Here is a 14,946-nt window from a genome sequence, read left to right as displayed (position 1 = left end):
CCTTGGGGTGGTGAGGGTGGTGAGGGTGGTCGGTGGGGTGGCGGGTGCGGTGTCGGATGTGATCAGTCGACGGTGAGGACGAGCTTGCCGCGGCCGTGGCCGGCGTCGCTGACCTGCTGGGCCGTGGCCGCCTCGGCGAGGGGGTAGGCGGTGACGGTGGTGACGACCTTGCCGGTCGCGGCGTCCTGTGCCAGGGCGGCCAGGCGGACGGCCGAGCGTTCCTGGCCACCGGTGGAGAAGGTGACGCCGAGCTGGTGCGCGCGGAAGTCGGCGATGGTGACGATGCGCTCGGTGCCGCCGCGCAGGGCGATGGAGTCCTCCAGGGCTCCCTTCCCGGCCAGGTCGAACACCGCGTCCACGCCGTCGGGGGCGAGTGCCCGGACCCGCTCGACCAGGCCCTCGCCGTAGAGGGTCGCGGTGGCGCCGAGCGAGGTGAGGTAGTCCTGGTTGGCGGGGCCCGCGGTGGCGATGACGCGCGCTCCGCGGGCCGTGGCGAGCTGGACCGCCAGGGTTCCGACCGCGCCGGCCGCGCCGTGCATCAGCACGGTCTCCCCGGCGGTGACGCCGAGCAGGTTCAGCACCCGCTCGGCCGTCTCGCCCGCCACCGGCAGGGCGACGGCGTGCTGCCAGTCGAGGCCGGCGGGCTTGGGGGCCACGGTGGTGGCCAGCGCGTACTCGGCGTACGAGCCGGTGTCCGACCAGCCCAGGACCTCGTCACCGACCCGCACGTCCCTCACGCCCTCACCCAGGGCGTCCACCACGCCGGCGAGTTCGGCACCGGGGACGGCGGGGAGCGGGGTGGGGAACGCGGCCTCCATCGCACCGGAGCGGATCTTGCCGTCCAGCGCGTTCAGCCCGGCCGCCCTGACGCGGACGCGGATCTGCCCGGGGCCGGGCTGCGGGACCTCGATGTCCGCCTCGTGCAGCACGTCCGTGCCTCCGAAACGGTCGAACAGGATGGCCTTCATGACGACTCCTCTCGTGTCGCCACCCATTTAGGTGGCTGGACACATAACCAAGGTAACAGCAAACATGTGGCTGGCCAAGTATTTGCTGTCACGGGTTGCGCCGGAGGGGTCGCGGGTGGCGTCGGTTGCTCGCGAGGCGGAGCCTCGTGGTCGGTCGGCATGCGTCGGCGGACGGGCCGGCGAATCCGGTCCGTCCGCCGATGGGGGGCGCGCGGCGCGTCAGTCCGTCAGTTGAGCGTCCACTGCTGGTTGCTCCCGCTGTTGCACGTCCACAGGTCGATCTTCGTCCCGTTGGCGGTGCCGCTGCCGGCGGCGTCGAGGCAGAGCCCGGACTGGTTGTTGGTGAGGGTGCCGTTGGCGTTGACGGTCCACTTCTGGTTGGTGCCGCCGGTGCAGTCCCAGATGATGACCTTCGTGCCGTTGGTGGTGCCGCTGTTGTCGGCGTCGAGGCACTTGTTGCCGTAGACCACGAGTTCGCCGCGCGACGTGGACGTGAAGGTCTGGTTGTGTCCGCCGACGCAGTCCCAGAGGGCGGCCTGGGTGCCGTTGGTGATGGAGTTCTTGGCGAGGTCGAGGCACCGGCCGGAGCCGGCTCCGGCGATCTCGTTGCCGTTGGTGCCCGTGATGCCCTGGAGGAGGACGGCGTCGAGGTTGGGCGACCAGCCGCCGCTGTTGGAGAACTTCATGGTGTTGGCGCCCTTGGCCATACCGACCTGCACGGAGACGGTGCCGGGGGTGCTCCAGGAGCCGGTCGGCGGGAACGAGACCACCGTGGGCTGCTGGCCGTTGATCTGGAGCGTCGCCGTACGGGCGGTGCTGTCGCCGTTGACGTAGGCGATGGTGGCGAGCTTCACGCCGGACGTCGGGGCGTTGACGTTCCTGAACGTCAGGGCGTTGGCGGAGCCGTTGCCGATCCAGCCGACCAGCGAGCCGCCCGAGCAGTTCGCGCAGGTGGCGTTGGCGGCGGTACCGGCAAGGGTGTTGGACGAGGACTCCGCCTCGTAGGTGGTGCCCGAGGCCTCGGTGCCGGAGACCGTGAGGAGTACCGCTTCACCGGCCGGGACGCCGGCGGTGTAACCGGTCCCGAAGCTGCCCGCGTCGGTCCCGGTCCATACGTCGCGTACGGCGGCGGAGGCCGAGGTCAGGCCCAGATCGGCCCAGCGGGCCGTGACGGGGGCGGCGGCGGAGGTGCGGTTGAGCAGCAGCACCGCCCGCTTGCCGGTGCCCGACAGGACCTTGCTGTAGACCTGCAGGCCCTTGGTGTCCTCGGCGACCTTGACGCCCTGAAGGCCCCGGGCGTCCTGGTCGATGGCGATGACCTCGGGGTTCTTGAGGATCGACGCGGTCGTGGAGCTCATGGTGGCGAGGTTGTTGCCGGCCAGCAGCGGGGCGCCGGAGATCGCCCACAGGCCCATGTGCGTGCGGTTCTGGGCGGCACTGAAGCCGTTCATGCCGACCATCAGCATGTCGGGGTCGTTGTAGTAGCCGGTGTGCTGGGACGAGGGGTGCAGCGTCTTGTCGAAGTTGGCCAGCATGTTGGCCGTGGACGGGCTGTTGCCCCAGAAGATCACGTCGGTGCTGGTGCGCCACATCGGGGCCGTGCCCGCGCCCCAGTTCCAGGGGTTGCCGGTGCCCCACTCGCAGAGCGACAGGACCAGTTTGCGGCCGGTGACCGCGGCGGCGGCGCCGTTGGCGGCGCTGATCGCCTTGTACGTCGCCTCCTGGTCGAGGCCCTCGGCGTTGCCGCCGCACCAGTCGATCTTGACGAAGTCGAAGCCCCACTCCTGGAACGTCTGCATGTCCTGCTGGTAGTGGCCCTCGCTGCCGGTGTTGGGCGCCGCGGGCCTGGTGGTGGGGTAGTAGTAGCCGCAGCCCTGCTTGCCGGCGTCGGTGTAGATGCCCGCCTTCAGGCCCTTGCTGTGGATGTAGTCCGCCATGGCCTTCATGCCGCCGGGGAACAGGCTCTCGTCGGTGACGATCCTGCCGTTGCTGTCGCGGGCGCCCTGCCACCAGCCGTCGTCGATGTTGACGTACTTGTAGCCGGCGGACGCCATGCCCGACGAGACGAGGGCGTCGGCCTGGGCCTTGATGGTGGCGTAGTCGATGCTGCTGGCGAAGCTGTTCCAGGAGGCCCAGCCCATCGGGGCCGACGGAACCGCGACCTGGTTGGTCGTCACCGCCAGCGGCTCGGTCCGGCCCAGGTCCGCCGACGCCGTCCGGCCACCGCCCATGACCATCAGCCCGGCGAAAGCCAGGCCGAGGACCGATGCCTGGACGGCCACACGTCGTGCCCAGTGGGACACGGCGGTTCTCCCTGATGACACGGGATCAACCCTTTCCTCATGCGAAATGAACGGTGGCAGCTGCGGATGTACGGGCAACGCCTTGTCCAGGCGTGTGCCGAGAGCCGGCGCGGATGGGAAGGTGGAGATTCGCCCGGTCCGGGCCCAGGGGCCCACGGCCACCTGACGGCTGGAGCGCTCTCCAGGACCCAGAAATGTTACCGTTCACAATTTTGGGCTCCGGGAGGGCCCGACGGCGGACGATGTGGTGGGGGGAGGTGATGCGGGAGTGGCGGAGAGCTGCAGCAAGGCTGCTGCATCAGGGCGGCCACGAGGCGGACTCGGGGAACAGGGCGCCCCGTCGGCCCCCGTCGTCGCCTGTGACGCGTCGGTGATGCAGGGGTAGTGTGAACGGTAACATTTGCCCTCCGCAATACTCCTCGCGAACTTTCCTCTCGAGGCCCCTCGGTGGGCTACGGTCGGCTACCCGTTGACCACCTCGTCGTCCACACGCAGAGTGAAGGTCCTTGCCCGTTCGGGCAGTCGGTCCGGTTCGGGTGACAGGCATACGAGGAGCCCTCCCCACATGCACGAAGTGACCCCCGCCCCCCGCCCGGCCGGGGGACCGCAGGCGTCGAAGGCCGTCAGCATCCGGGACGTCGCCAAAGAGGCGGGCGTGTCGCACCAGACCGTTTCCCGGGTCGTCAACGGTGACCCCAAGGTCAAGGTGTCGACCCGGGCCCGAGTCCTGGATGTCATCGCCGAGTTGGGCTACACGCCCAACCGGATGGCCCGGGCGCTGGCCGGCGGTGCGGTGCGTTCGGTGACCGTGCTGACCTCCGACACCTCCTTGTACGGTGCCTCGACGACCCTGAAGGGCATCGAGGAGGCGGCGAGGGCGGCCGGCTTCGCGGTCGGGATAAGCGTGCTCGACGCGGGCTCGGTCCAGCAGCCCGCGGATGTCGCGGCCCGGATCAGCCGGCCGGGGGAGGCGGTGCTGGTGATCGCCTTCGACGCACCCGGCGTATCGGCATGGCAGGCACTGCCCGCGGCGTTCCCGGCAGCGGCGGCCGTGGAACGGCCCGAGGACGGCCGCCCCGGCGACCGGCCCGAGCTCTGGCTGGACGACCGGGCGGCCGCGGCCCAGGCCACCCGTTATCTCCTCGGCCTCGGCCACGAGACCGTGCACTACCTGGCGATTCCGTCCTCCACCACTCGCATCGGCCAGCGTGGCGAGGGCTGGCGCGACGCCCTGAGGGTGGCCGGCAAGCCCGTCCCCGAACCCCTGGCCGCCGGCTGGAGCCCTCGCTCCGGCTACCTCGTCGCCCGCTCGCTGCTGGCCGACCCGTCGGTCACGGCCGTACTGTGCGGCAACGACGACCTGGCACTCGGCGTCCTCCGCGCGGCCAGGGAGGCGGGCCGTGATGTGCCGGGCGACCTGAGTGTGGTGGGCTTCGACGACGCCCCGCATTCCGCGTACGCCCACCCCGCCCTGACCACCGTCCGCCTCGACTTCGAAGGCCTCGGCCGGGGCTGCTTCGGCCTGCTCCACCGGCTCCTCGAGCCCGATACGGCCCCGGCCCTGCCCCTGTGGGCCGAGCCGGAACTGATCGTGCGGGAGAGCAGCGGCCCGGCTCCGTCCCGACGTGACCGCGGTTGAGGGGTCGGGCCCGTTGGGCCCAGGCGACGGCCCTGTTGCCGTGGTCGTCATCCGGGTCTAGGGAAGGCGGCCACCGGCAGGTGCGGGACGGCCCGTAGCGGAACCGGGTCGTCGGCGAGCGCGGCCCGTCAGATGGCCCCTGTAAGTGGAGCCGTGGCCACCGCGGCACCCCCGGATCAACAAGTCCGTGGCATTTCGGAAGCGTCACATCTCTTGTCACCGGGGTCGGCACCGTGTCAGTGTCCGGCCATGGTTACGTAACCATGGCCGGTTTACACGGGTCCGAGTGTCTGTATCCGGGCCCTGGTTCCTCACTGACGCGGCTCAGGTGACGAACCCGCACTCCGCCCTCCGCGCTTCCCGTCACTGGAGAACGACATGACCAAGACCCCGACGAGGTCGAGACGACTGGCCAGTGTGCTCATGGCCGGCTTCGGCGCGACCCTCATGGTGCTGACTGCCCCCGGCCCCGCCCTCGCCCAGCAGGCCCCCGAGACGCAGGCCGCCTCGCCCGCCTCTCACGTGTCGGAGAAGCCCGCGCCGAAGGGCAAGGGCGGTACCAGTGACTTCCGCGGCGTGAACTGGGCGGACCCGCGCGACAACTACGCCAGTGACGCCGTGGTGCCGAGCGGGCTGTCGGTGACCGACAACTACCGCACCGTGTACCGCACCACGAACAAGATGGTGCGCGGCTTCAAGAAGAACCTGGGCGCCAACACGCTGCGACTGCCGATCAACCCGGCGTCCGTGGGCACCACTTGGTGGAAGTCGTACCGGGCGACGATCGACGCGGCCACGGCAAGCGGTGACAAGGTCATCGTCAGCTACTGGGAGGCCGACACCAGCAAGGACGGCCTGGTCGACGACACGGCCGCCTGGACGAAGATGTGGAACACCGTGGTGCGGGAGTACAAGCACAACCCGCGGGTCTACTTCGAGCCCATGAACGAGCCGCACGGCTACACCCTGGACCAGTGGGTGTCCGTCACCAGCGGCTGGCTGAAGCAGCACAAGGACGTCCCGCGCGGCCGTGTCGTGATCAGCGGTACCGGCTACAACGACAACGTCACCGGCGTCGGCGCGGCGCCCGCACTGCGCGGAACTTTGCTGTCGCTGCACTTCTACGGCTTCTGGAACAGCTACACCAAGCAGTCGGACTGGACCGCCGACCTCGAGGCCCGCCTCGGCAAGTACACCGGCCGGACCATCATCGACGAGGCCGGCTCCCCGATGACCATCGGTCTGAACTACGGCGCCTGGAACGGCAACATCTACACCTCGTACCTCGCTTCCGTGGCCAACACCGCCCGCAGCAAGGGGATGGGGCTCGTGTACTGGCCGGGCCTGCGCTTCGGTGACTCCTACTCGATCGAGTCGCTGGACGCCGACGGCAACCTGGTGGACAACAGCGCCACCGGCGTCGCCCTGCTGCGCTGGGGCTACGGCTTCGGCAAGACCCCGCCCGTCAACGACCTGCCGCCCGCGCCTCCCGGTGAGGTCCTGCGCGGAGTGGCCTCCGGCCGCTGTGTCGACGTACCCGGCTTCAGCACCACCAACGGCACCCAGCTCGACCTCTGGGACTGCAACGCCGGCGGCAACCAGACCTGGAACTGGAACGCGGACAAGCAGCTCACCGTCTACGGCAACAAGTGCATGACGGTGGGAGGCACCGGAACCACGGCGGGAGACCCCGTGGTCATCAGCGACTGCACCGGCGCGGCTGCTCAGCAGTGGAACGTGAACGCGGACCTCTCCGTGACCAGTGCCGCCAACCCGGCGCTCTGCCTGGACGCGTCCGGAGCGGGCACCGGCAACGGCACGTCGGTCGACGTCTGGTACTGCAACGCCGGCACCAACCAGCAGTGGACCAGGAGCTGACGCCGGCTCCGATCCGAACCGCAGGCGCCGCCGTGCTTCGCCCCAGGGCGAGGCCGGCGGCGCTTCGGTGCTCGGGCGGCTCCAATGGGTTCGCCGGGTTCGCGGAACCGCCGTTGCCGCCGCCCTGGCAGCGGTCGTCCTCGCCTTCACCACCGGCCTCGGTGGCGGCAGCGAGCAGCGTCCGGCCACGGCGGCTTCGGCCACGCCCTCGCCGCGGCCCGCCGCCACGGTCGACCTCTCCCGGCGGCTGCTGACCATCGCCGGCCGCGAGCTCGCCGTCTCGTCGGGCACTGCCCGACACCCCACGCCGACCGGGCTGATGACCGTGACCGCCAAGTTAGTGGTCGCTCTCCATTGGAACGAGAAGGCACCCGGCAGGAGCGATGTCAGGCAGGGCTGGATCGGGCTGCGGACGGCCGACGCCAAGTGGCTGTACGCGAAGCTGAAACCCGGCATGGTGCTCAGCGTCGGCCAGAACGTGTCCCTGGGAGGACTTCGGGTCGGGTGACCTCGCAGGGTCGGCCACGCGCCCCGTTCTCAGGGTCGGTCGCGCAGCGCGAAGGCGATGAACTGGGTCACCTGGCGGGCGGCGAAGTTGTCGTCGGAGACCAGGACGACGGTGCGGCGGCCGTCCGGGAGACGAGGGCCCAGCGTGATGCCCTCGACGTTGTCGACCCGGGGCAGCCCCGGGACGTCGGACAGGTCGCTCACGAGCGTCTTGCCGACCGGTCGGACGGGCCCTGCGGCCGGGTCGGTGAGGGAGTCGCGGCCGAGGACATCGGTGGCGCCGTGCAGATCGACCAGGTAGATACGGGCCTTCCAGTCGTTGTCGCTGTAGATCGAGGCGCGTTCGAGGACCAGGAAGCGGTCGCGGTCGAGCGCCACGATGTCGCTGACGCCGTTGGTGTCGGTGCTGCCCGCCGGCGGTGTGGCGAACAGCGGTTCCAGGGGGTAGGCGTACTGGGCCGACGGCTGGCCGGTGCGGGTGTCGTGGACGGTGAGGCGGCTGAGCGCGCCGTGCTCGGGGGTGGGGTCGTCGCCGTCCTGGTAGAGGGGGTCCTCCATGGCGGTGACGATCCGCCGTCCGTCCGGGGTGAAGGTGACTCCTTCGATGGTCTGGTTCCTGCGCGGGCCGAACTCCTGCGCGTTCGTGTGGAGTTGTGGCGGGAGCGGGAGCTGTCCGAGGTAGCCGCCGGTCGTGGTGGCACGGCGGACCCAGGGATCGCCGAGGAGGGCGGGCCCGTCGGACGGCACGATGCGCTCGCCCTCGCTCGACCAGGCCAGAGTGCCGTCGCGCGGGTCGACGGCGATGCCCTCCGGGTCGGGCGCGACGGTGGAGGTGGCGGTCGAGGTGGGCGGGAAGGCGGTGCCGTCCGGGCGCAACCAGGGATGCGTGCTGGTGAGTTCGACGCCGGTGAGGCCGTCCTCGCCGAGGTCGATGTGAGCGGTGTAGAAGCGGGCGGGCCCCGTCTGTGACCGGTCGTCGCTGATCAGGTAGTACGTGTCCGCCCTGGCGTCGTAGCCGATCGCGGAGAGCCCGCCGACGGTGGTGCCCTGGAAGGCCATCGCGTCGGGCAGCTCACGCTCGCCGAGGAAGTCCAGCCCTACGGCCCTGTCGTGGGCGGCGGCCGGAGTGCCGACGAGGGCGGGCAGGGAGCCGAGGACCGCTGCGCAGGCGATGATCCGGGCACGGCGGGCGGCGCGGATGCTCATGGGGTCTCCAAGGAGGGCGGGGTGAGGGCGTACGGGATCGCCGGGACCCGGGAGGTTGCCGGGCTGGATGGTGAGGGGGCGTGGGCGGCGCTGTTGCTCACGTGGTGTGCGGCGAGGGAGGTGACACCGGTGCGGTGCGACTCCGGCGGCGGTGGGTGAAGAGGGCCAGGGCCAGCAGAGTCAGGACGTACGGGATCGCGGAGACCAGCTGGGACGGGATGTCCAGGTTGCCGAGCTGGACGGCGAGGGCCTCGGCGGTGCCGAAGCCGAGGGCCGCGAGGAACACGCCCCAGGGGCGCAGGGCGCCGAGGAAGACGGCGGCCAGGGCGATGTAGCCGCGGCCCGCGGTCATGCCGGTGACGAAGAAGGACACGGCGCCCATGCTCAGGAACACTCCCGCCGCCCCGGCCAGCGCGCCGCTGAGCGCGAGGGCGCGGAACTGGACCCGGTGGACGTGGATGCCGACCGAGCGTGCCGCCTCGGGGTGCTCGCCGACCGCCCGCAGGTGGAAGCCGAACCGCGCCCGGTACAGCAGCCAGGCGACCGCCGGGGCGGCGGCGAGGGCGGCCCAGGTCAGCACGTTCTGCCCGCTCAGTACCGCGCCGATACCGGGGACGTCCTCGACCAGGGGCAGCCGGACCGAGGGCAGCGCGCCGCTGTGGAGCCGGCTCGTCCCGCCCTTGTCGCCGAGGAGCGCGTACACGGTGTACGCGGTCGCGCCCGCCGCCAGGAGGTTGAGGCCGATGCCCGCGATGATGGCGTCCGCGCCCAGGTACAGATGCAGTACGCCGAGCAGCAGCGCGAGGACTGCGCCGGCCACGATCCCGCAGACGGCCCCGGCCCACACCGAGCCGCTGTACCCGGCGACCAGTGCACCGGTGCAGGCGGCCGACAGCATCGAGCCCTCCAGGGCGATGTTGGGCACCCCGGCCCGCTCGGCCAGCAGACCGCCGAGGGCGGCGAGGACGTACGGCGTCGACACCCCGAGGATCGCCGCGAGGAAGCCGGTGCTGAGCACGACATCGAGGACCGGACCCATCAGCGGGCCTCCCTTCGGGCGAGGTACCGCTTGACGAGTTCGGGCAGCGCCCGGGCGGTCACGAGCAGCACGATCACCGCCTGGATGATGGTCACGGCCTCGGAGCCGACATCGGTCTGCTGCTCCATCACATCGCCGCCGACCCGCAGATACGAGTACAGGAGCGCGGCGGCGACCACCCCGACCGGGTTGTTGCGGCCCAGCAGGGCGACGACGATGCCCTCGAAGGCCAGGCCGCCGGCCATGTCGGGCTGGAGCCCGCCGTAGATCCCGAGCGCGAGGTGCGCCCCGGCGAGGCCGGCCAGCGCACCGCCGATGACGAAGCTCCACTCGATGGTGCGCGGCACGTCGAGGCCGCCGTAGCGGGCGAAGTCCGGGTTGGAACCGGTGATCCGGATGCGGTAGCCGAGGGGGGTCCTGGCGAGCAGGAACCACACGGCCGCGGCCACCGCGAGCATGCCGAACAGGCCGATGTTCGCCTGGTCCAGGGGGACGCCGAAGAAGTCGGAGAGCAGCGGCAGCGCCGAGTCGGGGCGTACCGGGGCGGACTGCACGGCGCTGCTGCCGGGTGCCTTGAGATGGTCGGTGAGGAGATAGTCGAAGACCCGTACGACGACGGCGTTCAGCATCAGCGTGGCGACGATCTCGTTGGCGCCGAGGCGGGCCTTCATCACCCCCGGCACCGCGCCCAGCGTGGCCCCGGCGAGGGCGGCGGCGCCCAGCGGGACCAGCACGGCGGCAACGGGCGGCAGGTGGAGGTTGATCGCCACCAGCGCGCTCGCCAGGGCACCGGCGTACACCTGGCCCTCCGCGCCGAGGCTGATCTGCCGGGCCCGGAAGGGGATCGCGACGGACAGGCCCAGCAGCGCCAGGGTGGTTGCGTCGGCGAGCCAGCGGCCGATGCGCGGGGTGCGCTCCAGCGGGCCGGTGAGCAGGGCGTTCAGTGCGCCGGTGGCGTCCTTGCCGGTGGCCAGGACGACCAGGAAGGCGATGAGGACGGCCACGGCGACGGTCAGGACCGTCATCGTCAGCTCGACGACCACCGTACGGCGCCGGGTGGCCAGGAACTCCCGGCGGCCCTGCGTCTCGGGCCGCCGCTGCTCCTGCGCGGCCGGTTCCAGGGTCGAGGTCATCGGACACCCGCCGCGATCCGCTCGTCCGGATGCCGCTCCACACCGAGCATGTACAGGCCGGTGGTCTCCTCGGTGAGTCCGGCCGGGTCGTCGAAGCGGGCGACGAGACGGCCGTCCTTGATCACCAGCAACCGGTCGGAGAGCGCGAGGAGTTCGCCGAGATCGGCGGAGACCAGCAGCACCGCCGCGCCCGCGTCACGGGCTTCGAGGAGCCGCTCGTACATGAAGTGCATGGCGCCGATGTCGACGCCCCGGGTGAGCTGCGCGGCCAGCAACAGGCGTGGCCGGGCAGAGAGTTCGCGGGCGACGACGACCTTCTGCAGGTTGCCGCCGGACAGCGCCCCGGCCGCCGCGTCGGGGTGCGGGGCGCGGATCTCGTAGCGGCCGATCAGGTCCTCGGCGAGCTCGCGGATGCGGCGGGTGCGCAGGATGCCGCGGCGGGCGACGGGAGGGCGGTCGTGGCGGTCGACGATCAGGTTGTCGGCGAGGGAGCGGTCCAGGGCCGCCCCGTTGGTCAGCCGGTCCTCGGGCACGTGGGCGACGCCGGCCCGGCGCCGGCCCGCCGCGTCGAGGTGGGTGACGTCGGTGTCGTCCACGGTGACCGCGCCGGTGGTGGGGCGGCGCAGTCCGGCGAGGAGTTCGACCAGTTCCGTCTGGCCGTTGTCCTCGACGCCCGCGAGCCCGACGATCTCCCCGGCCGCGATGTCGAAGGAGACGCCGTGCACCGCCGGACCCGTGAGCCCGCGCACGCGCAGCACGTTCGCCCCGGGCCGTGCCGGGGGCTTCGGCACGTCGAGGGACATCTCCCGGCCGACCATCATGGTCGCCAGCTGGGTGGGCGTCGCGTCCTCGGTGCGCACCGTGCCGATCACCGATCCGGAGCGCATGACGGTGACCCGGTCACTGATCTCCCGCACCTCCTTGAGCTTGTGCGAGATGAACAGCACGGTCATGCCCGCGTCGCGCAGCCGGCGGACCGCGGTGAACAGGTCGGTCGTCTCCTGGGGGGTGAGCACGGCGGTGGGCTCGTCGAGGATCAGGATGCGGGCGCCGCGGTGCAGGGCCTTGAGGATCTCGGCGCGCTGACGCATTCCCACGGACACCGTGTCGACCCTGGCCTCCGGGTCGACGGCGAGCCCCGCCTCCTCGGCGAGTGCGGCCGTACGTTCGGCGGCGGCCGCGCGGTCGACCCGGCCGGCCCGGCCCGGCTCGACGCCGAGGACGACGTTCTCGGCGATGGTGAACGACGGGACCAGCATGAGGTTCTGGTGGACCATGCCCACCCCGAGGGCGATGGCGTCCTGCGGCCCGTCGAACCTGACGCGCCGTCCGTGCACGCTCAGGTGCCCGGCCGACGGCCGCTCCAGTCCGTACAGCAGCTTCATCAGGGTGGACTTCCCGGCGCCGTTCTGGCCGACGATCGCCCTGATCTCACCGCCGGGTACGACGAGGTCGACGTCGCGGACGGCGCGGGTGCCGTTGGGGTAGGTCTTGTCGAGGCCGGTGGCCTCCAGGGCGGGAGGGGCTCCAGCGAGGGTTGCGTCGGTTTTCTTCATGGGGTCCACCAGCGTTCCTCGGAGGTCAGAAGGCCGAAGGGACCTTGACGGCACCGGACTTGACCTTCGCGGCCTGCGCTTCGAGTTCGGCGCGCACGGCGGCCGGGACGAGCTTGTCGAAGTTGGCGTTGTCCACGTAGCCCACCCCGTCCTCGGCCAGGCCCACGGCGGCGGGCTTGCCGTAGGCGAGCGTGCCGGCCTTGTTCGCCTCGGCCGCCAGGTAGAGGGCGTTGCCGGCGTTCTTGAGGATGGAGGTGACGACGGTCTGCCGCTGGGCCGCGTCGGTCAGCGTCTTGTACTGGTCGGAGTCGACGCCGAAGGCGTACCGCTTGGCGGCGACGGCCGACTCGAACACCCCGAGTCCCGAGGACCCGGCGACGGGCCACACCAGTTCGGCTCCCTGCCCGTACATCGCCGAGGCGATCTGCTTTCCCTTGGCCGGGTCGCCGAACGGATTGTCGCCGCCGACGTACTGCACGAGGACACCGGAGGACGGATTTCCGCCCGCCGCCTTGAAACCTGCCTGGAAGCCGACGACGAAGTCCTCGATGACCGGGATCTTCACTCCGCCGATCACGCCCACCTTGCCGTTTCCGGCACTGCCGGGAAGAGCTTTGGCGGCGACCAGTTTGTCGGCGAGGAATCCCGCCAGGTAAGCGGCCTCGTTCTGCTTGAAGGTCACGGAGTAGACATTCGCGCACTTGTTGGAACAGCCGCTCTTGCCCGAGTAGTCGACGGATCCGTCGAAAAGCCAGAACTTCTTGTCCGGGTACTCCGGGGCCAGCTTGGAGACGAAGTCGACGGTGTCCACGGTGCCCGCGGCGAGCACGTCGTAATCGTCACCGGCGGCGGCGTCCTCGAAGCCGGAGGACCACTTGGTGCGGTCGCTGCCCAGCTCGACGACCTTCAGGCTGTAGCCGAGGTCCTTCTGCGTCTTCTGCAGACCCGCGTACGCGGAGTCGAAGAAGGAACGGTCACCGAGGTTTCCGTTGATGACGAACTTGATTCTCAGCTTTCCGGATTTCCCGGACGAGGCGGAGTCCGTGGCGGTCGACGCACCGCATCCCGCGAGGGTGAGGGAGAGCGCCGCTACGGCCCCCAGCATTCTGATCTTGCTCATCGTCTTGATCTCTTTCTCGAGCGGGGGCCGTTCTTTCCATTGGCCGAAAGCTATGCAATGCAAAACGTTTTGGCTATGGCCGTCGTGTTAGGGAATTGTTTCCGCGAGGAGTGCGGTGGCCGCGATGGTGACGGCGCGGTCGAAGTCCGTCTCGCGCTCGGCGGCGGTGAGCGCCTCCGCGTGGCGCACATGGTCGCTGACCGTCAGCACGGCGAGCGCCCGGCCGCCCTCGGCGGCGGCGGTCGCGTACAGGCCCGCGGCCTCCATCTCCACGGCCAGCGTGCCGTGCGCCTCCAGCCGTTCGAACAGCGCCGGGCGCTCCAGGTAGAAGTGGTCGGTGGTGAACACCGGCCCGACATGGACGTGCCCTCCGGTCCCGGCGGCCCGTACGGCGGCCGCGGCCAGACCGAACGAGGCGGCGTGGCTCAGATGCACCCCGTCGATACGACGGCTGCCCATCGCCGAGTCGGTATGAGCGGCGGTGGCCACGACGACGTCCCGCAGCCCCACGGACTCGGGTATGCCGCCCGCGGTGCCCACCCGCACGATGCTGCGCACACCGTAGAACCGGAACAGCTCGGTGGCGTAGATCGTGACCGACGGCATCCCCATGCCCGAGGCCAGGACGGACAGGGGGACGCCTCGGTGTGTTCCGGTGTAGCCCTCGATGCCGCGCACGTCGGTGACCAGCCGTGCGTCGTCGAGGAACGTCTCGGCGATACGGCGCGCACGGCGCGGGTCGCCGGGCATCAGGACGTTCGGCGCGAAGTCACCGGGGGCGGCCGAGAGGTGGGGGGTGACCATCAGCCGGCCTCGCTCGCCGTGCTCCGCGCCAGCCAGCCAACCAGCCGGTCCCAGAGTTCGGGATAGCCCTTCCAGTCCAGGAACGCGGGCGGGGCCCAGTGCGGCGCCAGGTCCGAGGTGAAGGCCGCCGACCTGCCCGCACCGTAGCCGCCCACGGCCAGCAGCGGATGGCCCGCGCACTCGACGAGCAGCTCCGCCCCGTCCCGTACCGTCACTTCGTTGAGCCCGAGCAGATCCGGCCAGGGACCCTCCAGGTCCGGTCCGTCGACGATCCGGTGCCGGGCCACGACCCGGGGTCGGGCCCCGGCCGGGAGCTCCACCCGGTCGTCCCGGTCGTGCAGAGCTACCGGCAGCGCGGCCGCCAGCGGGGTGCGCCCCCAACGGGCCTTGGCGTCGATGCCGGTGAAGGTGAGATAGCCGCCCACCATCAACAGGCCGCCGCCGCGCTCGACGTAGGCCCGCAGCAGTTCCGTCCGGTCCGGCGTGGGCACCGAGCGGGCGAAGGTGTCCGGCGTGAGCTGGAAGCTGTTGGCGCCGACGTCGCTGATCACCACGACGTCGTAGAGGTCCAGCCCCTCGGCGGTGGCGGGCAGCCTGCCCGGTATCTCGTGCGCGGGGACGTACGTCACCGTGTGGCCGCGTTCGCGCAGCGCGTCGAGGAAGACCTGCGCGCCCTCGACGTACTCGGAGGTGAAGAAGGAGTCGAACCCCTTCTGGTGGACGGAGTGGATGAACCAGGATTCACCCACGACGAGGACATGGGGCATCGCGGAACGACCTTTCGGGTGAGGGG

12 protein-coding genes are annotated in these 14,946 nt (G+C 71.0%); 3 read left to right on the top strand and 9 right to left on the bottom strand.

The annotated features are described in order from the left end of the window. Positions 1 to 62 precede the first annotated feature (62 nt). Positions 63 to 968 carry an NADP-dependent oxidoreductase gene (locus tag ACGFWE_RS12055; RefSeq protein ID WP_393599623.1) on the bottom strand — a complete coding sequence of 302 codons (906 nt, stop codon included), beginning with the start codon at positions 966 to 968 and terminating at the stop codon, positions 63 to 65. 227 nt (positions 969 to 1,195) lie between these two features. Then, positions 1,196 to 3,205 carry an RICIN domain-containing protein gene (locus tag ACGFWE_RS12050; protein ID WP_393600198.1) on the bottom strand — a complete coding sequence of 670 codons (2,010 nt, stop codon included), beginning with the start codon at positions 3,203 to 3,205 and terminating at the stop codon, positions 1,196 to 1,198. A gap of 631 nt (positions 3,206 to 3,836) precedes the next feature. Here ACGFWE_RS12050 and ACGFWE_RS12045 point away from each other — a divergent pair. From ACGFWE_RS12045 to ACGFWE_RS12035, 3 genes are all read left to right on the top strand, one after another. Then, on the top strand, positions 3,837 to 4,910 hold the full coding sequence (locus tag ACGFWE_RS12045) for a LacI family DNA-binding transcriptional regulator (protein WP_393599621.1): 1,074 nt from the start codon (positions 3,837 to 3,839) through the stop codon (positions 4,908 to 4,910). Positions 4,911 to 5,288: 378 nt separating this feature from the next. Next, the gene (locus ACGFWE_RS12040) at positions 5,289 to 6,788 is read left to right on the top strand and encodes a ricin-type beta-trefoil lectin domain protein (RefSeq protein ID WP_393599619.1); all 1,500 of its coding nucleotides are present in this window, start codon (positions 5,289 to 5,291) and stop codon (positions 6,786 to 6,788) included. Positions 6,789 to 6,855: 67 nt separating this feature from the next. Further along, a complete protein-coding gene (locus ACGFWE_RS12035) occupies positions 6,856 to 7,296 on the top strand; it encodes a L,D-transpeptidase (RefSeq protein WP_393599617.1) in 441 nt (146 codons plus the stop codon). Positions 7,297 to 7,325: 29 nt separating this feature from the next. On the opposite strand, the gene ACGFWE_RS12030 is transcribed toward ACGFWE_RS12035, so the two are convergent. The 7 genes from ACGFWE_RS12030 to ACGFWE_RS12000 all read right to left on the bottom strand — a co-directional run bounded on the left by ACGFWE_RS12030 (position 7,326) and on the right by ACGFWE_RS12000 (position 14,920). Further along, entirely contained in the window at positions 7,326 to 8,501 is a 1,176-nt protein-coding gene (locus ACGFWE_RS12030; RefSeq protein ID WP_393599615.1) for an esterase-like activity of phytase family protein, read from the bottom strand. A gap of 97 nt (positions 8,502 to 8,598) precedes the next feature. Further along, a complete protein-coding gene (locus ACGFWE_RS12025) occupies positions 8,599 to 9,540 on the bottom strand; it encodes an ABC transporter permease (protein WP_393599613.1) in 942 nt (313 codons plus the stop codon). Further along, positions 9,540 to 10,673 carry an ABC transporter permease gene (locus tag ACGFWE_RS12020; RefSeq protein WP_352383585.1) on the bottom strand — a complete coding sequence of 378 codons (1,134 nt, stop codon included), beginning with the start codon at positions 10,671 to 10,673 and terminating at the stop codon, positions 9,540 to 9,542. The genes ACGFWE_RS12025 and ACGFWE_RS12020 overlap by 1 nt, the downstream gene beginning before the upstream one ends. Beyond that, a complete protein-coding gene (locus ACGFWE_RS12015) occupies positions 10,670 to 12,229 on the bottom strand; it encodes an ABC transporter ATP-binding protein (protein ID WP_393599611.1) in 1,560 nt (519 codons plus the stop codon). The genes ACGFWE_RS12020 and ACGFWE_RS12015 overlap by 4 nt, the downstream gene beginning before the upstream one ends. 25 nt (positions 12,230 to 12,254) lie before the next feature. Then, a complete protein-coding gene (locus ACGFWE_RS12010; RefSeq protein WP_393599609.1) occupies positions 12,255 to 13,349 on the bottom strand; it encodes a BMP family protein in 1,095 nt (364 codons plus the stop codon). An 87-nt stretch (positions 13,350 to 13,436) separates the two neighbouring features. Continuing rightward, on the bottom strand, positions 13,437 to 14,153 hold the full coding sequence (gene deoD / locus ACGFWE_RS12005; protein WP_352383579.1) for a purine-nucleoside phosphorylase: 717 nt from the start codon (positions 14,151 to 14,153) through the stop codon (positions 13,437 to 13,439). Next, the gene (locus ACGFWE_RS12000; RefSeq protein WP_393599607.1) at positions 14,153 to 14,920 is read right to left on the bottom strand and encodes a glutamine amidotransferase; all 768 of its coding nucleotides are present in this window, start codon (positions 14,918 to 14,920) and stop codon (positions 14,153 to 14,155) included. The genes deoD and ACGFWE_RS12000 overlap by 1 nt, the downstream gene beginning before the upstream one ends. Between the last annotated feature and the right edge of the window lie 26 nt (positions 14,921 to 14,946).

The sequence above is a fragment of the Streptomyces sp. NPDC048523 genome (assembly GCF_043199815.1).
GTDB lineage: Bacteria > Actinomycetota > Actinomycetes > Streptomycetales > Streptomycetaceae > Streptomyces.
Note: the sequence above shows the minus strand (reverse complement) of the source record. Positions and strands in the feature narration are given on the sequence as shown.